The sequence below is a fragment of the Staphylococcus sp. FSL W8-0774 genome, assembly GCF_038006785.1.
In the GTDB taxonomy this organism is placed as follows: Bacteria; Bacillota; Bacilli; order Staphylococcales; family Staphylococcaceae; genus Staphylococcus; species Staphylococcus pasteuri.
This window is the reverse complement of sequence record NZ_JBBOVW010000001.1, coordinates 54,717-75,734: the sequence shown is the minus strand read 5'-3', so window position 1 is coordinate 75,734 and position 21,018 is coordinate 54,717. Positions and strand designations below refer to the sequence as shown.

Here is a 21,018-nt window from a genome sequence, read left to right as displayed (position 1 = left end):
TATTAAATTTTAAAACCCCTAAACATTTAAGTAGAAAAAATTTTCCGAAAATTTATTTATTACAAATATTTTAACATAAATGATTAATCGAGGAATATATGGGTATTTAAATATATTATTATTTTTAACTTAACTACGCTATTTCATTTTAAATAGTATCTTGTACAATAAAAAACTTTCTAATTAAAAGGGATTAATCATGTTAAAGAAATTTATTTTATGCCTAGTAATCTTTTTAGCGATATTCACTATATTTTTCCAAAAGAAACTAGATAAATCAGAAATAGAAAAAGGCATTACGTTAGATATTGCACGTAAACACTATACAGAACATAGTATTAAGCAAATTATCAAACATCTTAGCAAACATCATGGTACATACTTACAGTTACATTTTTCTGATAATGAAAACTACAGTATCTATTCAAAAATGTTAAAGCAGACATCCAACAAAACGAATTCATACTTTTTAACTAAAAAAGAACTCAAATCTATTATTAAATATGCGAACAAAAGGAATGTGCAAATTATTCCAGAAATAGATTTACCTTCTCACTCAAAATCCATTCTTACTTTATTAAGAAAACATCATCCTGATACATATCAAAAAGTCGTATCGCAAGATGATTCAAGTACGATTGATTTTATAGATAACAAAGATTCATTGAAATTCTCTAAAGATTTAATTTCAGAAATTAGCGATTTATTTAAACAGCCGAAGTATAAAAATGAACAGAAAATGGTCATTGGTGGCGATGAAGTTCCCGGTAGTGGTGCGAACCAACAACAATTCGTAAAATACATCAATCAAATTTCTAACTATGCTAATTCCAATAACTATGAAACTAAAATATGGAACGATTCCATAACTAAAGAAGGTCTGAAACAGTTAGATCAAGCCATTATCATTATGTATTGGCAACAGAAAAATCAAAGTAGCCTAACACCACGAGACTTTTTCAATTACAACCATCAAGTTGAAAACTTTAATAGTCAGTCCTTATATCTATTTCCTAGAGATGAAAAATCAACTTCAACATCTAAAAATATTGATTTAATATCTGACACAAAAATAACGTCATTTAATACGTACCATAATCATCAAAAGAACTATTACGATACAAACCTAAACGGTGTGACGATGAGTTTTTGGGGAGAGTTTGCTTCTTCTCTAAGTCAAAATGATCTCATCAAGTACATCATTAAATACATTAAAATATTTTTCTAATATTAAGCTATTGTTAACACAACATTTTTTGTCCATTGATTTATTGCTAAGTTTTTCCTTTTTGACAGTAAACTAAAACTGTCTAAAGCGTTTTTTCACCCATAAACTCTTTTTACCAACTAAAACTTCTTAAGCATAAAATTTTTAACTCTATTATTAATAATAGAGTTATTTTTGTTTAATAATAATTATACCAATTATAACTTTTTTATATATTAAAAAAGTGTTGCAACTCCTAGAAAACTGCATTATCATCAGTTCATGTTAAAAATTCCTAGGGGGAGAAACATGAACTTATTAAATTTCTTAATACTTTATCCGTTATTTATGTCTGTATTTTGGATAGTAGGAACGATTATTTATATGTTCTTTTCTGAGCTATGGCTTACTCAAAAACCGACTAAAGCCATAGGAGAAGAAGGTATATCATTTTTAGTTCCTTGCTTTAACGAAGAAGAAACAATTAAAGATACAATTGAAAATCTATTGTCATTAGAATTTCCAAACAAACAAATCATTGTCATCAATGATGGAAGTTCAGATAATTCTGCACAGATTATTTATAAGCTTCAAGAAACAATGGATTTCACATTTGTCGATCTTAAAGTCAATCAAGGGAAAGCCAATGCTCTAAACAAAGGTGTTGATTATGCCGAGTATGATTACGTTATGGGCATAGACGCAGACACGCTTATCGATAATTGCGCACCTTACTTTATGATTCAACACTTCCAAGACAATCCTAAATTAGCAGCAGTTACTGGTAATCCAAGAATAAGAAATAAAAAATCTATACTTGGTAAAATCCAAACTATTGAATATGCAAGTATGGTAGGAAGTATCAAACGTGCACAATCTTTAACAGGAAAAATTAATACAATCTCTGGTGTATTTACACTATTTAGAAAATCTGCAGTTATACAGGTTGGAAAATGGGATATCGATATGATTACTGAAGATATTGCCATCTCATGGAAATTCCATCTAGCAGGATTTCAAATTAAATATGAACCTAGAGCACTTTGTAGAATGCTTGTACCCGAAACTGTGGGAGGCCTATGGAAACAACGATTAAGATGGGCACAAGGCGGACAAGAAGTTTTAATTCGTGACTTTAAAGCCGGGTTAAAATCAATGAATCCAGCCATATATTTACTCGTATTCGAACAAATCTTTTCGCTTATTTGGGTTTACTGCGTTGTCTCTATTTTAATCATTCAAATTATAAATGCTAACTTCTTAGACTACTACTTCTTAAATTATAAATTTTCACTCATCATTTTATCGGCCTTATTACTAACATTTATCAATACAGTTCAATTCACAGTTTCACTTATTGCAGATAGTAAATACGAAAAAATTAATATTTTCACTATTTTCTATTTAAGCTGGTATTCAGCTATATATTGGTTGCTTAACGCTTCCGTCGCTATTATTGCCTTTCCAAAAGCACTTACTAGAAAGAAAGGAGAGTTTGCCACATGGACAAGCCCAGACAGAGGAAAAAGCTAAGTACATATTTTTGTTTACATTGTATAAGAGAAGTCATTACTTTTGCATTAAGTATTATATTTTGGGTCTATTTCGCTATAGCCTGCATTCTAATTATTGGCTCACTTTTCAATTTAAGTCATGAATTAGTTTTAATTATAAGAACGTTACTGAACATTGAACAAGACACTATGTTCGAAACTTTCAATTTATTATTAAAATTCATCATTTTTGATGCTATTGTATTCTCATTATTCTTATTAATTAGAAAAAGAATATATAAAAAAGAAGGTATTAATCATGGGAAAGTGTTCTAAACTTATTGCCACCCTATTATTCACGTCATTATTTTTCTTGATGATTTTTTATGACAATACTTCATTCGCTAAAGAAAAGAAAAACCCGTTAAATAGTAAACATCATGAAAACAGCGCTTTAGCATTAAATTACCATCGTGTCCGTGATGGTAATTGGTTTGAAGATACATTATTCACCATTTCAAGTAGTAAAGAAATTAATGATTATAGTGTGACTAAAAAAGAATTTAATAAACAAATTAAGTGGTTAAAAGATCATGATGCACACTTTTTAACAGAAAAGGAATTTCAACATTATAAGAGTAAAGGTAAGTTCCCTGCGCGTAGTGTATGGATCAACTTCGATGATATCGACATGTCCGTTTATGACAGTGCTTATCCGATATTAAAGAAATATAATGTACCAGCAACAGGATTTGTGATTACCGGCCATGTCGGAGAAGACGATTTCCACAATCTTAACCTCATTAACCTAAGTAAATTAAAAGAAATGCAGAAATCAAAGATTTGGACATTCAGTTCTCATACACATAACCTTCACTCATTAACCAAAGACAACAAGTCAATTATTACAAAAAAAAGTGGAAAACAAATTAAAAATGATATAAGTAAAAGTAACCATTATATTAACAAAAACTTTGATAAGACTAATAATTCTTTAGCCTTTCCATATGGAGAACCAAGTAAGAAAAATATAAAAATATTGAAATCTGAAAATATTAAATATGCTTATACATTAGCAGACCGCTCAGTCTATCCAGATGATGATAATTATGCTATTCCACGTGTTTTAGTAAACGAGGATTCCTTTAATAAATTAATTAAAAAATGGGATGGTTTTAAAGATGGCAAGTCAAAATAAAAAGAAAAAAGAACTCATCTACCTTAGAGCATTTCTCTGCGTTATTATTATCGTCACACATATATTAACGCAATATATGCGCGGTATAGATGGTGATGATACAGCGCAACTTAAAGTCATTTATTATGCTCAAAATATATTTATCTTTGGCACACCGTGTTTCATCGTGTTGTCTCAATTACTGACAACGTTAAATTATTCTTCATTAAAATTGAATTATTTAACATCACGTTTTAAATACATCATTATGCCCTATTTATTAGTAGGTTGTTTCTATTGTTATAGTGAATCCAGAAAATTAGGAGATCCTTTCTGGCACCAATTCTACCAAAATGTCGTATTAGGATATTGGTATGGTTATTTTATTATCGTTATAGTTCAGTACTTCATATTAAGCTATATCATCTATAAAATATCACCTAAAATATTCAATAGTAAAATTCTATTAATAGGATCATTCATTGTTCAATTTGTATTTTTGCGTTTACTACATACAAATCATGCATTCGAAACACAATTACATCACATATATCCATTAAGTGATAATACATTTATTTTAGGATGGATCTTTTTCTTCTTCCTAGGTGGTTATATCGGCTATAACTACAATAGAATTATGAAGTTTGTTTATGAATTTCCGTTTATTATACTAACTTTATCTGTAGTGTCTTATTTAATTTTTGTGTTTGCATTTGGTAAACATGATTATTGGAATGTAACAAGTTATACTGAAACATTAATGCTATATCATACATTTATGTTTTTACTATTACTTAGTATATTTATTCATTTCAATACGCTTATGTATGGCGTCACGAATTTAGTTAATTCATTTTCATTTTTCATATATCTATTACACCCGATCATTTTAGAATATCTATATGAATATACGTCTATTTTCATCAATACAAGTATTATCTTTATAGTAATATCATTAGTGTGTACTTTAGGTATGTGTGTGGGTGTCGGTATTATTCTCCGAGAGTTTGCTCTATGTCGTTTCGTAATTGGTAAACAACCATATAAACTGAATGTGAATTTAAAAGACTAAAACTTTATACGAATTTATTGCCATTTGTGGTCTGTAAACAACTTACAGATTACAAATGGTTTTTTTAGTTAGTTTATAGTTGGCTTGGAATTGATGTGTTCAATGACTTTAAGAAATTGTAAATAGAAATTTATATTAGCTTCATAATTCTTATTTATGATGAAGACATCTCGTGATTGAATTTGATTAACTTTAAATTTGATCACGTTACAGTTTAAAAATTTAGTTAATAGAGGTGCTAAAATCATGACAAATAGAACGCATGCTTATAGTATTCGCAAACTAAGTATTGGTGCATCTTCAATTATGGTCGCAACGATGCTCTTAATAGGTGGCGGTAGTGTTGCACATGCCGATGAAACTAAAAACGAAAATAATAACGCACAAACGACTGCTACAACTCAATCAGATCAGCATTCAGCTCAAACTGAACAAACACAAAATGAGAACTCAAATAATCAAAATAACAAAGCTTCATCTATAGCGAATGAAAATGCGCAAACAACTGAAACTAAAGAAGAACATTTAAATTCACAACAAGAAAATAATAATAGTGATGTTTCACGTGAAAATACAAATACTAAAACACCTAATAATAATGAAGAAAAGACTGCAAAAGAATCAGATGATCAGCAGCAAAAATCAACAAAACAAAATCAAGAATCGACTACTCAAGAAGACTCCCTTCAACCTAAAGATAACCAACAAACTAATGATTCATATGTAAATGAAAATCAATCTGACAAACCAAACTCAGAGAAACAACAACCTCACGAGTTATCTAAAACAGATCAACAATCTAACACTAAAGTGGAGAAATCGGATCAAACACCATCATTAGAAAAAGACCAAACTTCTAACGAGCATCAACTATCAGCAACTCAAGCTAATGACAGCACAAATAAACAAGAGGTCCCTAAGACATCCCTGCAAGAAGATTCTAATAAAGAAGTGTCGTCAGAGACCGAGTCACAACAATCATCATCGAAACAACATATCACAGCTAAAGATTCTTCTGCAGCAGAAGAAAAAACTAATGAAGTAAATAATCAGTCACAAACTAAAAACACTCAATCTCAAAATGATATTAAATTGAATCAGTTAGATAATAGTAATCAAAAACATAGCAACCCAACAAATGATAAAGATGATGAATCAAAAGACGGTATTAATACTCTTACAAAAAACGCCGTAGCAATACATAACAATAAATCTAAGGATAAAGCTGTATAACCAGCTAAAGACCAAACCAATAAAGTTGCGCCTCAAATTCAATATAAAAATCATGACCCTATTATTCTTGTACATGGCTTTAATGGTTACACTGCCGATAATGGTCCCGGCCTTGATAACAGCAATTATTGGGGTGGCGATCGTCTTAAAATCACTCAAGAAGCGCGTGCTAAAGGTTATAACGTCAGTGAAGCTAGTGTCAGCGCATTAGGCAGCAATTATGATAGAGCTGTTGAACTATACTATTACATTAAAGGTGGCACTGTAGATTACGGCGCTGCACATGCTGCAAAATACGGTCACGAACGTTATGGTAAAACTTATGCAGGTGCTTATAAAGATTGGAAACCTGGACAGAAGATTCACTTAGTTGGTCATAGTATGGGCGGACAAACCGTTAGACTATTAGAAGATATGCTTCGTAATGGAGATCCTGAGGAGGTTGAATACCAGAAGCAACATGGTGGCGATATTTCACCGTTATATAAAGGTGGACAAGATAATATGATTTCTTCAATTACAACGCTTGCAACACCTCATAACGGTACACATGCGTCAGATAAATTAGGCAATGAAGCTATCATTAGACAGGTACTATATGACTATGCTAAAACTCAAGGTGGTAAACATTCCCGCTCTGACCTTGGTTTAAGACAATGGGGATTAAAACAACAGCCTAACGAATCTTATACTGAATACGTGAAACGCGTTAAAAACAGCAAACTTTGGACAACTCAAGACAATGGCTTATATGATTTAACCACTCAAGGCGCACAAGAACTTAATAATAAGACATCTTTAAACCCTAATATTGTATACAAAACATATTCAGGTGAATCTACCGAACCAGATAAAAATGGTATTTATAAACGCGATCGTCATATGAACATTAAGTATCTAACAACAGCAAATGTTATTGGTAAACTAGACGATAAAGTTTGGCGAGAGAATGATGGACTGGTATCAACCATTTCTGCCAAACATCCATTCAACCAAAAATATGTGGATGCTTCAGATCAACCTCAAAAAGGCGTATGGCAAGTGACACCTGTTAAACATAATTGGGATCACGGTGACTTTGTCGGTACACAAAAAAATGAAAAAGATATCTCAGTAGAAGAACTTCAAGGATTTTGGGATAACATTTTAGCGGATACCGTCAAAAGCGAGAAAGTTACAGATAAGTAGGATATGTAAACAGGTCTTCCAATTTTCTTTTTAGGAAGACCTGTTTCTTTAACGTTTACAAGTTTAGTAGATTACTTCAATATCATGTTCATAATTTTATTTAATACTACCTATACCTTTTAATTCTTCAGAATAAGGCATTGTTAATTCATTACAACTTATTACTTTTCCATCTTCATTAAATTTAAATTCTGCATACACTTCTATTTTCCCACGATTCCCATTCTTTTTTGTAACGTAAACATTATAACGTAAGAATACAGTATTCTGATTTTCGTCAATTAACATTGTTTCAAATTGTTTAATTGTTAGCTTTGAAACTACTTCTTTTAGTTTCCTAAGATGTTCAGTAAACTCATTAATATCAGAAGTTACGTGGTCAGTAGTTTGAACATACAAAGGTGAAAAATAAGTATTTATCTTATCAATATTCAAATCAATCAAAATATCATTATATAGTGCTTGTATCGTTGTTGATAAATAATCTCTATCCATCACTAAACACAACCTTTATTAATGTTTATTATTTATGTTCTATCTATAAATTTAGACTATCATTAAAAACGAAACTATACAAATGTTAAATTATATTTAAAACAATCTATTAACTTAGTATAATATAATCATAAAACTTAGTGAGCCTATTTGTCATATGTTATCACATACACCTATGAATATTTGTAAGTAAAGTGGGGTGATAAGTATGACAATATTCCTTCAAATTGATTTTTCAATCATTGTAAGCATAATAGGAACGTTCTATGTCATTATAGTAATAAAGACAAAAAAATAGCCCCCGTATTGGAAGTACGGGAGCACCTATTACATAGGCTGTAAGTAAATAACATATACCGAGTTATCCAGCTCAACGAATATGTTTACTAAGTTTTACACCTAGTTGTTGATTCGCCATCAGTGACTAGGTGTTTTTTTATACTTTTATAATACTATATTATAGGATTATAGACAATATTTTTAAAATTAATATATCTTAATATAACTAAGATATATAGCTCGTTTCAATTACTTTCTTTTATGTCATTATATAATTCTACAAATTTCTTCCCTTCTGCACGTGGCACATAGTCAAAAATCCAATTTTCGCCATCTTTTTCAGTAATAACAATTCTAAATGGATTTAAAGATAAACCAAATTTCACACTTTTAATCTCATCAAAATGAAAGACATTTTTAATTTCAGAACCTTTTAAAAACCCATCCGCTTCAAAGTAAATGGCATCTTCTAATAAACAAAGCGTTCCTGGAATACCTTGAGCTTGAACAATTTTCATTAAACCATGAACTGTATAAACTGGATGATCTAAATTAATTTCCATGTTATATCTCCCCTAATGTTTGTCATTAATATGGTGAGTCTTTACTTTAAACAGATATGAAGATAAACCCATTTGCATTTTTATTATTCTTAATATGAGTATACCTAAAGCATGTGACTCACTCAAATTTTAATATGATATTTTAGGAATAAAAAAAGCTCCCGTATGATCTATACGAGAGCGTTGATTGAATATTAATATCATTATTATTGTCTTATTATTTTGATCTGAAAACAAACACTTCTGAATCGTATAATTTCAAGACTTTTGTAAATAAATAGTTGAAGAATATGGCTGCTACCAATGGGACAATAATATATGTAATAGTAACTATTACCAGTCCACTAGCCATACCTCCGTCTAATAATCCTAATGATTTTATAGGTCCTACTAAACCAATTAAACCAAAACCTGCAGAATCTGATGCACCTTTAATATTAAACAAACCGCCTATAAGTCCTGATACTGCGGCTGAACATACAATTGGTAAGAATATAATCGGATGTCGTATTGTATTAGGCATCATTAATTTAACTGCACCAAGAAGTACTGTAATAGGAACACCTACTTTGTTTACACGCCATGCTCCAACGGCTAACACAATCGCACAAGTACCAGCGCCAATTGCAGCAGAGCCAGCAGCTAATCCTGATATACCAATTGCGACACCTATTCCTATGGACGATATTGGTGATACTATAAGAATTGAAAAGATCATTGCAATCAATATCGTCATAATAATAGGTTGTGTATTCGTTAAACTATTAACAAAATTACCTATGCCAACCGTAATTAGTTTAGTATAAGGTAACAGTAACAAACCAATTAAACCAGCGACACCTGCCCCAACAATAGGTAACACAATCATATTAAAATTTTCTACTCGATCTTTAATCAATAATATAATACCTACTGCAATAGCAGCTGTAATCATTGTGTTGATTAAATCACCTATACCAGTAATAACCCATTTATTATCTGTAATCGTAGTTGCTCCTGAACCCACAAAGGCTGCTGCACCCACTACAGCGGTTTGTAATTGTCCTAATCCAAATTGTATCGCAATAATGACGCCTGTAAGTATTGGAGTCGTATATTGAATACCTTGAACCACAATAGCTATCTTAGCGAAAATTTCATTATACTGACTTAAATATTTACATAATTCTCCTAAAATCGCATTGGGAATCATTCCTACTATAATTGCTATCGCTAATCCATTTAATACATTAAATAAAAATGTTTTGGGTGTAATTATCTGTTTCTCGCCCATATTTCAAATACCTCATGTAACTTTCATAATTTTTCTTAAATTTAAAATATTCTAAATAATATTCTTTAAAAAAACACTCTCGAGGAGAGAACCGGACAAAAGCGCTTAGGATATCTTTAATTCGTTTTCCAGAGCATAAATACTTTATGTCTCAGCCTCTTATACGAAAGTGTTTTCAAGTTATGATTATGATACCATTATTTTCCATAATAGCATAGTTATTTTATAAGTTTTTAAGCAGTTTTGTGATAGCGGTTTCAATTATAGCGAACATGATAGGTACGTTCTATGTCTCTATAATAATAAAGACAAAAAATAGCTCTCGTACTGGAATACGAGAGCACTTGCTACCATGTTAATGACTAAAACAATACTAAGAGTAAAATTGGAAATATAATCACTATATTAACGAGATTAATAAAAACACTGATTAAAAAAGATTCCAATTTGTATATAAAATAAACCAAGATTGAAATAGTAAGCAATACGCCACTCGCAATTAGAAAATATAAACAAATATCTAAACCAAATTGACTTAATCGATTAAAATTAATAACAATCAATATAACTAGAACTAAATAGTTAATGATATTCAGCAAGTTTAATGTTAGTTTCATGTATTTGCTCCTAAACACTTTATTACACCCTTTTAAATAATGATAAATACAAAACTAACTCGTCGAACCTTGCCATAGTTCCACTGGTAATATCGTATGTTGTTCTGTTTCTTCATTATTAATACGTTGTTCCAAAGCGTTCACTGCTTGTTGTGCAATGCTGTTAATCGGTTGAATGATTGTTGTAAGCTCTGGATGCATATGTCTCATTAATTCCGTACCGTCATACCCTATAATTTTGAGATCTTCAGGTACTCTTTTATTATAAGTTGCAGCCATGTTATAAATTTGAATCGCATCAGTATCATTAGACGCAAAAATGCCATCAACTTCTGGATGTTCTTCAAAAATTTGTCTAAACTTTTTAGCTTTTTCATCAAAGCTTAATTCGAAATTAATTGTATATGTGATCGGTGTTAAACCATGTTGTTTCATAGTGTCTTCGTAGCCTGATTGTCTCAAATTAGCAGTCGTATTTACATCAATTGGCCCATTAGTATGGATAATATGCTTTGCACCTCTATCAATTAAATGCTGTGTTGCGAGTACTCCACCTTCAAAATTATCTGACCGAATATCAGGAATATCTTCATTAACTACTCTATCTATCGCCACTATCGAAAGGTTTCTATTATTGTATTGCTCAATACCAATATTATGGGTACCAACAATCAATCCATCTAATTGATTTGATAGTAACTGATTAATATAATGCGTTTCCTTGTCACAATCATTCATTGAGTTCCCAATAATTACGATATAACCCAGATCATATAATTTTCTTTCAAGTTCTAATACTAACTCCCCGAAAAATGGGTTTGATACAGTAGGAAACAATAGCCCAACTATATTTGTTTTTTGATTATATAATTGTCTAGCTGCAGAATTTGGTTGATAATTTAAAGTTGTCATCGCTTGATAGACTTTATCTTTAGTTTCATCACTAATATATCCACGATTATTTAATACACGCGAAACGGTCGTTTTCGAAACTTGGGCTAGTTTAGCTACATCTTCCAATTTCGGTTTCATCGTTATCTACTCCAATTCATTTAAATACTTATATATATTATGCACGTTTCATAAACAGAATTCGACAGAAAAATAAGAGTTAAGCACAGGCAATTATTTTTACCAATATGTGCTCAACTCTATTTTAACTTACTTTATGTTAATCAAATTGTATTGCTTGATGTTCCAATTCATAAACTGAAGTTTCTATATTAATGACTTCCTCTGAAGAAACCCATAATTCTGGTGCCTCTTCACTGTAATATCTTTCTGTGAATACCGCTTCTCCATCATTAATAAATATTTCAATAGAACTTGTATCAATATATAGTTGTAAATTTAGATTATCGCTAGATTGAACCGTCGCATATCTATAATCACCAATATCATTACGGTATAACGTGAATTTTTGACTTTCAGCATCATATTTTAAAGATAATAAGTCATTGTGTTGATGTTTTAAATTAATAGTGAAATCTGATGCTGGTATATTTAAATTAACTTCTGCTTGTTTCTTGCCTTGTGAAATCATTACAGGCTCAGTGAGTGTGTAACTTTGTTGTTTACCATCATCTATACGTAAAGACTTTAGTTCTTCAACTGGACGCATGTATAAGTGGTTGTCTTTCAAATAAAGTTCTCTAGGTAACGTTAATGCGCCAGACCAGCCATCTTCTTTTTCCGGCATATTCGCTTCCCACATAGCCATCCAACCAATAAGGATTCTTCTGCCATCAGGTGCTTGCATCGTTTGAGGTGCATAAAAGTCATGTCCATGATCTAACTCTTTAAATTGTTTTCTTATGAATTTATGAGTGTTGTAATCAAAGTCCCCAACAAAGTAGCCATTTTGGAATAGATTTAAGTATTGTTCTTCTTCAGCTTCCATTCCTTGTGGTGAAAATAGAAAGACATGTTTCCCATCAAGTTCAAATAAATCTGGACATTCCCACATATAGCCTTCTGTATGTTGTCCATTTGATTCATCTACAGGACCGATATATTCCCAAGTATATAAATCATCTGAACGATATAAAATAATTCGACCAAGTTCTTTGTCATTCTGGCTTCCGACAATCATGTAATAACGGCCATCATGTTCCCATACCTTTGGATCTCTAAAATGATGTGTATTATCTTTAGGTGGCGTTGGAATAATCGCATTATGCTCATATTTTTGAAAATGAATACCATCTTCGCTATAAGCCATGTTCTGATTTTGCCAAAAATGATCTGGGTCATCATCGTTATAATAATGATGTCCTGTATAAAATAAATATAAGATATCGTCTTTTACAATGCCTGTTCCAGAAAAACAACCATTTTTGTCTTCCGTGTCTCCTGGTTCCAAAGCGATAGGTAATGTTTCCCAATGTACTAAATCTTTACTACGTGCATGTCCCCAGTGCATTGGCCCCCATTCAGGTGCATAAGGATAATATTGATAAAACATATGATAATATCCATCAAAATATGAAAAACCATTTGGGTCATTGATCCAACCGTATTTAGGCATGACATGATAACCTAAACGATATCGTGAATTTGTTACTTCTAATTTATTTTGTTCGTCCATTGTTATACAATCTCCTTCTCTTTATGTAAATCTTTGACAAAAGGATCACCATAAACATATTCATTATCTTTTCTTAATGTAAAGAATGCGAAAATACCTGCTAATAACACAATAGATGATATAACGAAGAACGTTGGTTGATAACCAATATGATCTCGTAAAATACCCAATGGACTAGATAAAACGACTTGTCCAATTTGAGCAGAAACATTATATCCAACCATATAAATTGTCGCTGATAATTTAGTATCAAAGTGTAACGTGATATATCTAAAAATTGGTAATACAAATAATGGTACTTCTAATGCATGAAACATTTTAATAAAGGAAACACTCACTGGTCCACTTGCTATACCACATAATCCGATACGTAAAAACATCACCGTCACACCTAGTAGTAATGTTTTTCTGACACCAATTTTCATCATAATAACGGGAACAACTGCCATCATAATACTTTCAAAAAATACTTGTACAGAATTGAGTGTGCCATACGTTTGTTGTCCCATACTTACTGTTGGGAATAATTTAGTATAGAAATCTGGGAACATTTGTTGATCAAATATCGTATAGAAAGACCAAGAAAACATAATGAAAATAATAATAACCCATAAATCTTTAACTTTGAGTAGTGAAATAATTTTATTGAATGAGGGTACCGCCTCACTATCACCCTCTTCAATAGGTTCTTTAATATCAACTTCTTTTTTAGATTTCCAAAAAATTAATAACAATAATAGTATGAAACCTAGAACAGAACCTAACCAAAAGTTAAGATGTGGATTTTTCACAAAAGTAAATCCAGCCACAAGTGCCATAACAGCATAACCGAATGAACCCCATGCACGAGCTTGACCGTAATTAAAGTTAAACATACGACTAAATCTCTCACCAACTGCTTCAAATACACCCACAGCAGCTAAGAATCCACATGAAAGGAAGAACGCACCAAGAGGAACCCCTACCCAAAAATGACTTTGTATTAAAGGTGCATAAACCCAAATGAAAAATGGTCCAACCAATGTAGAAAATATTGCACAAAAAATAAGCAAACCACGTTTAATGACTAACTTATCTTGAATAACCCCATAGAAAAACATCAATATTAAGGTCACAAATGAATTGGCTGAATAAATGATACCTACTTTCTCTCCATTTAGTCCTAGCCCATTACTATCAGATGTTAACCATATTTGGAAAAATGACCACCAAATACTCCATGAAGCAAAGAAAAGCATTATCATAACTGAACTTTGTAAATAATATCTATTTTTAAATGGTGCTGTTAGACGGTTTATATTCATACTATATCTCCTTTGTTTTATGAAATCGCTTTATTTAATATGAATTGTAAACGCTTTCTAATAGTGTGTCAACCGGATGACATATAATATAAATTTGTTCATTTGAATTATCTCTCATTATTCGTTACAGTTTAATTGAGAATTATTTTCAATTAAAAGGAGCGAATATGATGGAAACAGTTTATTTAGCTGGTGGTTGTTTATATGGTGTGGAAGCTTATATTAGAACACTTCCTGGTGTTATCGATACGACAAGTGGTAGAGCGAATGGAATTACCGATACTTTAGACGGCGAGTATGATGGTTATGTAGAAGCTGTTAAGACAGAATTCGATCCTGAACAAGTATCAGTGACTGACTTAATGGGATACCTTTTTGAAATTATTGATCCATATAGTCTTCATCAACAAGGACAAGACATTGGTTTGAAATATAGAACAGGCTTATATAGTGAAGATCCAAAACATTTAAAAGAGGCACAAGCGTTTATTGACGCCATCGAAGACCATCATCTTATAGCGACGGAAGTCTTACCACTGACTAATTATGTAAAAAGTGCCGACATGCATCAAAACAGACTAGAACGCTATCCAGATGACTACTGTCACCTACCAAAATCATTGGTATATAAATATAAAAAATAGTGGTTAATTGGATTTAACGAGTTACAATATGGTGATTGAAGAGTTTGAAAAATCTTAATTAGATATTAAATATGGTTGGTTATGCATAATCGCAAAGCCAACCATTTTTGTTTATTTAGTTTTAACACGTTTATCATCATTAGGTATAGCATAAATAATAGCGATAAGAGCAAGTACACCCATAAGTACATTAACCCATAATGCAATCATAGCACCTGTGTGTAAGTTAGTAGCTGCAACAACGCCTGCAAATACTGCACCACTAATAGCAACTCCGAAAGCACCGCCAAGTGATGATGCCATTTTATAGATTCCTGAAGCTACTCCTACTTTATCTAAAGGCGCATTTGAAACAGCAGTGTCAGTAGATGGTGTAGCATATAAACCTAATCCTAGTCCGAAACATAAGTAACCTATGACACAACTAATGATATACAATGTTTCTGGTAGGAATACTAATGAAATTAAGAGAATACCAATGACAACAATCATAGATCCTAATAACATCGGTCTTTTAGAACCCATTTTTTGAAGTAATTTTTCTCCAACACGTATCATTGCTAATACTGCTATTAGATACGTAATTGATAAATAACCTGCTTGTAATGAAGTATAACCTAAACCTTGTTGTACAAATGTATTAGCAACAATTAATGTACCTGCAACACAATTCAATAAGAAGTTAGAGATTGTTGCGCCTGTATATGGTTTGTTTTTAAATAATTTAAAATCGATGAGCGGGTTGTCCACTTTTTTCTCTACATTTAAGAAAACAAAGAAAGAAACTAATACGATTGCAACTAATAAATAGAACCATAATGACGTATAGCCAATCGCGCCACCTTTTGTAATTAATACGTTCAAGCTTAATAACATAATTACTAAAACTGTTAATCCTTTAACATCAAATTTCTGTACATTTGTCACTTCTGATTTTGTTTCTGGTGTTCCTTTAATTAAAATCATTGAAAGTATTGCAATAATAATTGAGAAAATAAATATCCAACGCCATCCCATTGTTGTAGCAACAGCGCCACCAAATAGTGAAAAAATACCACTGCCGCCCCATGAACCAATAGACCAAAAGCTAAGGGCACGTTGACGTTCAGCACCTTGGTAATATGTTTTCATAATAGCAAGTGTTGATGGCATAATACATGCTGCTGAAAATCCTTGGATCACGCGACCTAAAATTAATAATGAAGGTAAATTGGAAATAATGATTAAAGCAGAACCAATAATGCTTAATATTAATCCAATATTTGTCATTTTGACCCGTCCGATTTTATCAGCTATTCCGCCGGCACCTACTACAAACATACCAGAGAATAAGGCTGTTAAACTTACAGCAATACTAATTGTACCCATATCTGCACCGAAACTTTGTTGCAAATTCGGTACTACATTAACAAGTGATTGAGCAAACAACCAAAATGTAATAACGCCTAATACGATGCCTAAAATTAATTTATTACCGCCATGATATGTTTCATTCATGCTAATTCTCCCCTTTTAGGTAATCTAATACAACTGTCCCAACTGCTTCTGCAGAAATAAGTAATGCTTTTTCTGAAATTTTAAATTTAGGATGGTGATGTGGATAGATTTTGCCATCTTCTGGAGCTGCACCTGTATAAATAAATGCACTTGGTTTTTCTTTAGCATAATAAGCAAAATCTTCTGAAGGTGGTTGAGGTTCACAACTTTCAACACCAAAATCAAGATCTGCATTTTTCAAAGTTTTAGCAACATATTCTGTGAATTCAGGATCGTTATATAATGCTGGATAATCATCGTTATAGTCTAGCTCACAAGTCACATCAAATGTTTCTTCTAATCCTTTTGATAATCTTTTAATTTCACGTTCAATAGTTGCTTTAGTGTCTTCAGTCAAACCGCGAACATCGCCTTCAACTTCAATAGAATCTTTAATGATGTTAAATTGTCCTTTACCATCGAATGAACCAATAGTAACAACCCCTGTTTCAAAAGGACTTAAACGTCTAGATACAACTGTTTGTAATTGTGTTATAAAATAACTTCCTGCCACAATAGCATCATTTGCCATATGTGGAGATGAACCGTGTCCACCTTTACCAATAACTTTTAATTTAAAGAAAGCACGACCTGTTTGAACATATCCTGGATGATAGTAGACACTACCAGTTTCCATTGTGCTCATTACATGTACACCAACTACATTGTCCACACCTTCAAGTATACCTGCTTCAACCATTCCTTTCGCTCCGCCTGGAGGTACTTCTTCTGCTGGTTGATGTATTACAATGACTTTACCTGTAAACGCATCTTTCATTTCGGATAAAGTTTCAGCTAACACGAGCATATATGCAGTATGTGCATCATGACCACACGCATGCATTACACCTTCATTTTGTGAAGCAAATGGTAATCCTGTATCTTCAGTAATTGGCAGTGCATCGAAGTCAGCTCTAATTGCTAATGTTTTACCTGGTTTTCCTGAATCGATTGTGACTTTAATTCCTCTACCACCGAAATTAGTTTCTACTTGAACATCTTTTCCTTTATAAAAATCCGCAATATATTTAGCTGTTTCATCTTCGTGAAAAGATAGTTCTGGATGTTGATGTATATAACGTCTAATTTCAATCATTTTATCTTCTTTAGCTTTTAATGTTTCAATTAATTGTTGTGTCATAATTACTTCATCTCCTTGATTACATATTAATAAATTTTATCTTTTTAATATTGTCATTATTCAAGAAGTGTATAGTTAATTTTTTGTTTTTTAAAAAATTATGATAATAAAGAACAAGAATTGTTATACATTATTTGTGGTTTTAATTAAATATCTGGATAACGTTTAACTTCAATTAAATGTATACCATTAGTAATCATTTTCATATTTAAAATGAGTGTATCTGTCACTTCTACTTCTGCCACTTCTAATTTCGGATAGCTCATACGATTAATATAATCAATAGAATCTTGATCCATACCATGTTTCGAATGATGCATCCTCCATATTTTAAATAATGCACCATTTTCTTTATCTAATGTGAAATGTTTTATTTTATATGTTCCTTGTCTCAGGTCTTTTATTTTTAAATGTATCATTTCAGTAATACGTAGGTTCATCTCATCATCTAATGCTAAATAAGGGTTAAAGTGTTTAGCATCGAATAATAAAACTTGGAAATCGCTATCTGAACCTGTAACAATACATGTTTCATCAATATATAATACATTATTGGATAATTTATTATATAACAACGCCGTGTAATAAACTGGTCGCTTACCATCATATTGGTGAAATAACTCAATAGAATTCATATAATCTCTTTCAGTTTTACAATGACTGACATGCAAGTCGTAATTTAACCAATACCCAATCATATCTACTTTAGAGCTCAATTTTAGTAATTGCTCGACAATAATGCCCCCTCTAAAATATTCGCCATTAGTAATATAGGTATTTCCAGTTAAAGTATTCCAATTTAATAAAATTAGTGGTCGTTTAATCTTATATTTGGCCATTAAATCTATTAAATAATTCGTTTTATTAATTATAATTTGGCTCGCTGTTTTAAATTCATCATCATTAACTTTATCGAAATTAACCGCATCGTTGGAGTTAGCATCAAATACAAAATAATTGATATCTTGTTCAAGTTGTTTGGCAATTGGTAACCATTTTTCAATAAATTGATTAAAATGAACATACAATCCACCGTCTGGAAATAACGATTTGAAATACTTCATCATTTCAATAAGTGAAGAATGCAGTTCAGTTACATAGATATTGATTTTTAAATTGTGTTTACGATTAGTATGTACAGCAACGTGATGCATAAATAATTTAAACGTTTCAAGATATGCTTCAGATTGGTAATTATTGAGATGCATCGTTAAAGCAAAGTCATGTTCCATCAAGAAATCTAAGCATAAATCGATATCGTAAAATAAATTTGAAACATTGGCATCATACATAAATGGTGCATTTAATTTTTTCGTAATATACGGCATAATATCGTACACCAAAACTTCGTTAACAAAGAAATCCTGATGACAAGTAAGTAATTGTGATTGGTATTGTTTACTTAGTAAGTTGCTTAAATATCCTATTTGTATAATATGGTTAAATTTATTCAGTGGCTTTGTCGCTTTTGTAAAATCAATTGCCTTATCATTAATTTTTTCAACATCTTCTATAAAGTGATTCATTTCAACAATATAATCATTGAGTAAAAAAATTAATTCTCTATCATTATAGGTCTGTTGATGTGTAATGTTTTCTTCAGTTTTATTGTCATGTTTACATCTGAACATTTTTGGTGTTTCATTTGTAAATTGTTTAAAAGTTCTAGAGAATGTTGTCGCACTCGAAAAACCATTTCGTAGAGCTATGTCAGTAATAGAATCGTCTGTGTATTGTAAATCTAACTTTGAATGTTCAACACGTGTTTGATTTAGAAATTGCTGGAATCCCATACCTAATACTTCAGTGAATTTCTTAGATAAATGACTTTCAGACCAATCGACATACTGACTTAGGGTACTCAGACTCAAATCCTCATGAAAATGTAGTTCAATGTAATCACAAACTTGATCAATTTTAGAATTGTTCATCATCGTTTGTTTCGATTGATATGTTCTTGGTACATAGTGAATCATATGCATAAGTAATTGGATAATTAACTGCTGTTCAGTAAGTTTCGATAATTCATTATTGCGAATGTGAGTTGAAACAAGTCTTGCAATAATGTTACGCATTTGATTAATATTCTTCTTCGTCGTAGCATCAGTTAAATTAAAATACAAACGCTGATCATCATCAATTTTATCTGCTAAATATTGCAATTGGAAATGCACAAAACAAATAATAGAATCTTTATGAAATTGAAAGCGATACAAATCACGATGATTCACAAAAAACAAATCCCCTTGATTTAATACTTTCAAATTATTTTCTAAATAAAGATGCACATTCCCTTTTATAACGAATCCAACTATTAAACCATTTAATCGCTTGAAATCATTCATTGATTCTGTCTTTACTTGAATTACATAGCTACGTTGCATACTATCCCTCTATTCACTGGGCTACTCATTTTAGTAGTGGATGATTTTTTATTATTTTACATCAACCTATATTAAAATACGAGCTGAATGTGAGAAGGAACGTGTGGATAGAAAAGTATGCAGTATTGGAGATAACCATAATCAATAAGGAATTAAATTCGAGGCGCTTTTTGGATAATCGGAATGTGTCGGTAGTCTCTTAATTATAAGCATATTAAAAGAGGGAACTGTGCTTTCACACAAACTTCCCTCTAAAATAAATGCTATATTTGTATTTAATTTAATCGATGGTGAATTTTCTTAAACAATACAATGAAATGGTCAAAATAAATATACTTAAGACTAATAAAATAGTCTCAGTAGCATCGCTATGTTCTACAATAATGATTCTCACAATTGCAGTGATACCAATATAAATAAAGTATTGTAATGAAAAATGATAATTATGTTTGAAATATTGAATAATCAATAAGATAAACTCAATATACATAAATGACACTAATAAATCTTCGATAACCTGACTATATTTTAAATCTTTATCTTGTAAAAATAAATTGTTAAAGAAACCAAAACATTCGGTAAATAAAAATATAACTAACGTTATAGCTATGATAGCAATACAAATATTAACTGCTAATAACAATAAATTTGAAAATCGCTCACTTATCTTATCTGGTGTGAATTTTTTCATCTGTTCTCCTTAGTGTTGTTAATTCTGTTTTAGAATAAATTGATAATAGATTTGTTAACAACAGTATATTTCGAAGATCAATTATTAGATAATTATACATACTTTTGAAAATTATCCATTTAGGTATTTAAGGG

At 31.1% G+C, this 21,018-nt stretch carries 16 protein-coding genes and 1 pseudogene; 7 read left to right on the top strand and 10 right to left on the bottom strand.

Annotation, left to right across the window (positions count from 1 at the left end):
- The first annotated feature begins 199 nt into the window (after positions 1 to 199).
- The 6 genes and pseudogenes from NSQ15_RS00330 (at position 200) to lip (ending at position 7,370) form a co-directional block, all read left to right on the top strand.
- Complete coding sequence (locus NSQ15_RS00330; RefSeq protein WP_070451686.1) at positions 200 to 1,228, top strand: family 20 glycosylhydrolase; 1,029 nt, start codon at positions 200 to 202, stop codon at positions 1,226 to 1,228.
- A 288-nt stretch (positions 1,229 to 1,516) separates the two neighbouring features.
- Positions 1,517 to 2,740, top strand: coding sequence for a poly-beta-1,6 N-acetyl-D-glucosamine synthase IcaA (gene icaA, locus NSQ15_RS00325; RefSeq protein ID WP_017637812.1), 1,224 nt, complete (start codon positions 1,517 to 1,519; stop codon positions 2,738 to 2,740).
- The gene (icaD, locus tag NSQ15_RS00320) at positions 2,710 to 3,036 is read left to right on the top strand and encodes an intracellular adhesion protein IcaD (protein ID WP_046467279.1); all 327 of its coding nucleotides are present in this window, start codon (positions 2,710 to 2,712) and stop codon (positions 3,034 to 3,036) included. Before icaA ends, icaD begins: the two co-directional genes overlap by 31 nt.
- Positions 3,020 to 3,898, top strand: a complete 879-nt coding sequence (gene icaB / locus NSQ15_RS00315; RefSeq protein WP_029056682.1) for an intercellular adhesin biosynthesis polysaccharide N-deacetylase — start codon at positions 3,020 to 3,022, stop codon at positions 3,896 to 3,898. Before icaD ends, icaB begins: the two co-directional genes overlap by 17 nt.
- Complete coding sequence (gene icaC, locus NSQ15_RS00310; RefSeq protein WP_029056681.1) at positions 3,882 to 4,949, top strand: polysaccharide intercellular adhesin biosynthesis/export protein IcaC; 1,068 nt, start codon at positions 3,882 to 3,884, stop codon at positions 4,947 to 4,949. Before icaB ends, icaC begins: the two co-directional genes overlap by 17 nt.
- Before the next feature lie 246 nt (positions 4,950 to 5,195).
- Positions 5,196 to 7,370, top strand: a pseudogene (gene lip / locus NSQ15_RS00305) (YSIRK-targeted triacylglycerol lipase).
- A gap of 96 nt (positions 7,371 to 7,466) precedes the next feature.
- On the opposite strand, the gene NSQ15_RS00300 reads toward lip, so the two are convergent.
- The 6 genes from NSQ15_RS00300 to NSQ15_RS00275 form a co-directional block, all read right to left on the bottom strand.
- The gene (locus NSQ15_RS00300; RefSeq protein WP_070451693.1) at positions 7,467 to 7,865 is read right to left on the bottom strand and encodes a hypothetical protein; all 399 of its coding nucleotides are present in this window, start codon (positions 7,863 to 7,865) and stop codon (positions 7,467 to 7,469) included.
- A gap of 524 nt (positions 7,866 to 8,389) precedes the next feature.
- Complete coding sequence (locus NSQ15_RS00295) at positions 8,390 to 8,707, bottom strand: hypothetical protein (RefSeq protein ID WP_070451695.1); 318 nt, start codon at positions 8,705 to 8,707, stop codon at positions 8,390 to 8,392.
- A gap of 217 nt (positions 8,708 to 8,924) precedes the next feature.
- Entirely contained in the window at positions 8,925 to 9,980 is a 1,056-nt protein-coding gene (locus NSQ15_RS00290) for a PTS transporter subunit IIC (RefSeq protein WP_070451697.1), read from the bottom strand.
- A gap of 671 nt (positions 9,981 to 10,651) precedes the next feature.
- Complete coding sequence (locus NSQ15_RS00285; RefSeq protein WP_070451699.1) at positions 10,652 to 11,629, bottom strand: LacI family DNA-binding transcriptional regulator; 978 nt, start codon at positions 11,627 to 11,629, stop codon at positions 10,652 to 10,654.
- Positions 11,630 to 11,768: 139 nt separating this feature from the next.
- Complete coding sequence (locus tag NSQ15_RS00280; protein ID WP_154873892.1) at positions 11,769 to 13,184, bottom strand: glycoside hydrolase family 32 protein; 1,416 nt, start codon at positions 13,182 to 13,184, stop codon at positions 11,769 to 11,771.
- Positions 13,185 to 13,186: 2 nt separating this feature from the next.
- Entirely contained in the window at positions 13,187 to 14,488 is a 1,302-nt protein-coding gene (locus tag NSQ15_RS00275) for an MFS transporter (RefSeq protein ID WP_340746860.1), read from the bottom strand.
- A gap of 170 nt (positions 14,489 to 14,658) precedes the next feature.
- Between NSQ15_RS00275 and NSQ15_RS00270 the strand changes: the two genes are divergently transcribed.
- On the top strand, positions 14,659 to 15,132 hold the full coding sequence (locus NSQ15_RS00270; RefSeq protein ID WP_017637820.1) for a peptide-methionine (S)-S-oxide reductase: 474 nt from the start codon (positions 14,659 to 14,661) through the stop codon (positions 15,130 to 15,132).
- A gap of 111 nt (positions 15,133 to 15,243) precedes the next feature.
- Here NSQ15_RS00270 and NSQ15_RS00265 read toward each other — a convergent pair whose 3' ends face one another.
- The 4 genes from NSQ15_RS00265 to NSQ15_RS00250 form a co-directional block, all read right to left on the bottom strand.
- On the bottom strand, positions 15,244 to 16,629 hold the full coding sequence (locus NSQ15_RS00265; protein WP_217194024.1) for an MFS transporter: 1,386 nt from the start codon (positions 16,627 to 16,629) through the stop codon (positions 15,244 to 15,246).
- Position 16,630: 1 nt separating this feature from the next.
- Positions 16,631 to 17,809: a M20 family metallopeptidase gene (locus tag NSQ15_RS00260; RefSeq protein ID WP_124760268.1), complete on the bottom strand. Its 1,179-nt coding sequence runs from the start codon at positions 17,807 to 17,809 to the stop codon at positions 16,631 to 16,633.
- Positions 17,810 to 17,955: 146 nt separating this feature from the next.
- Complete coding sequence (gene aryK, locus NSQ15_RS00255; RefSeq protein ID WP_070451709.1) at positions 17,956 to 20,193, bottom strand: transcriptional regulator AryK; 2,238 nt, start codon at positions 20,191 to 20,193, stop codon at positions 17,956 to 17,958.
- 280 nt (positions 20,194 to 20,473) lie between these two features.
- On the bottom strand, positions 20,474 to 20,884 hold the full coding sequence (locus NSQ15_RS00250; protein WP_070451711.1) for a phosphate-starvation-inducible protein PsiE: 411 nt from the start codon (positions 20,882 to 20,884) through the stop codon (positions 20,474 to 20,476).
- Positions 20,885 to 21,018 lie beyond the last annotated feature (134 nt).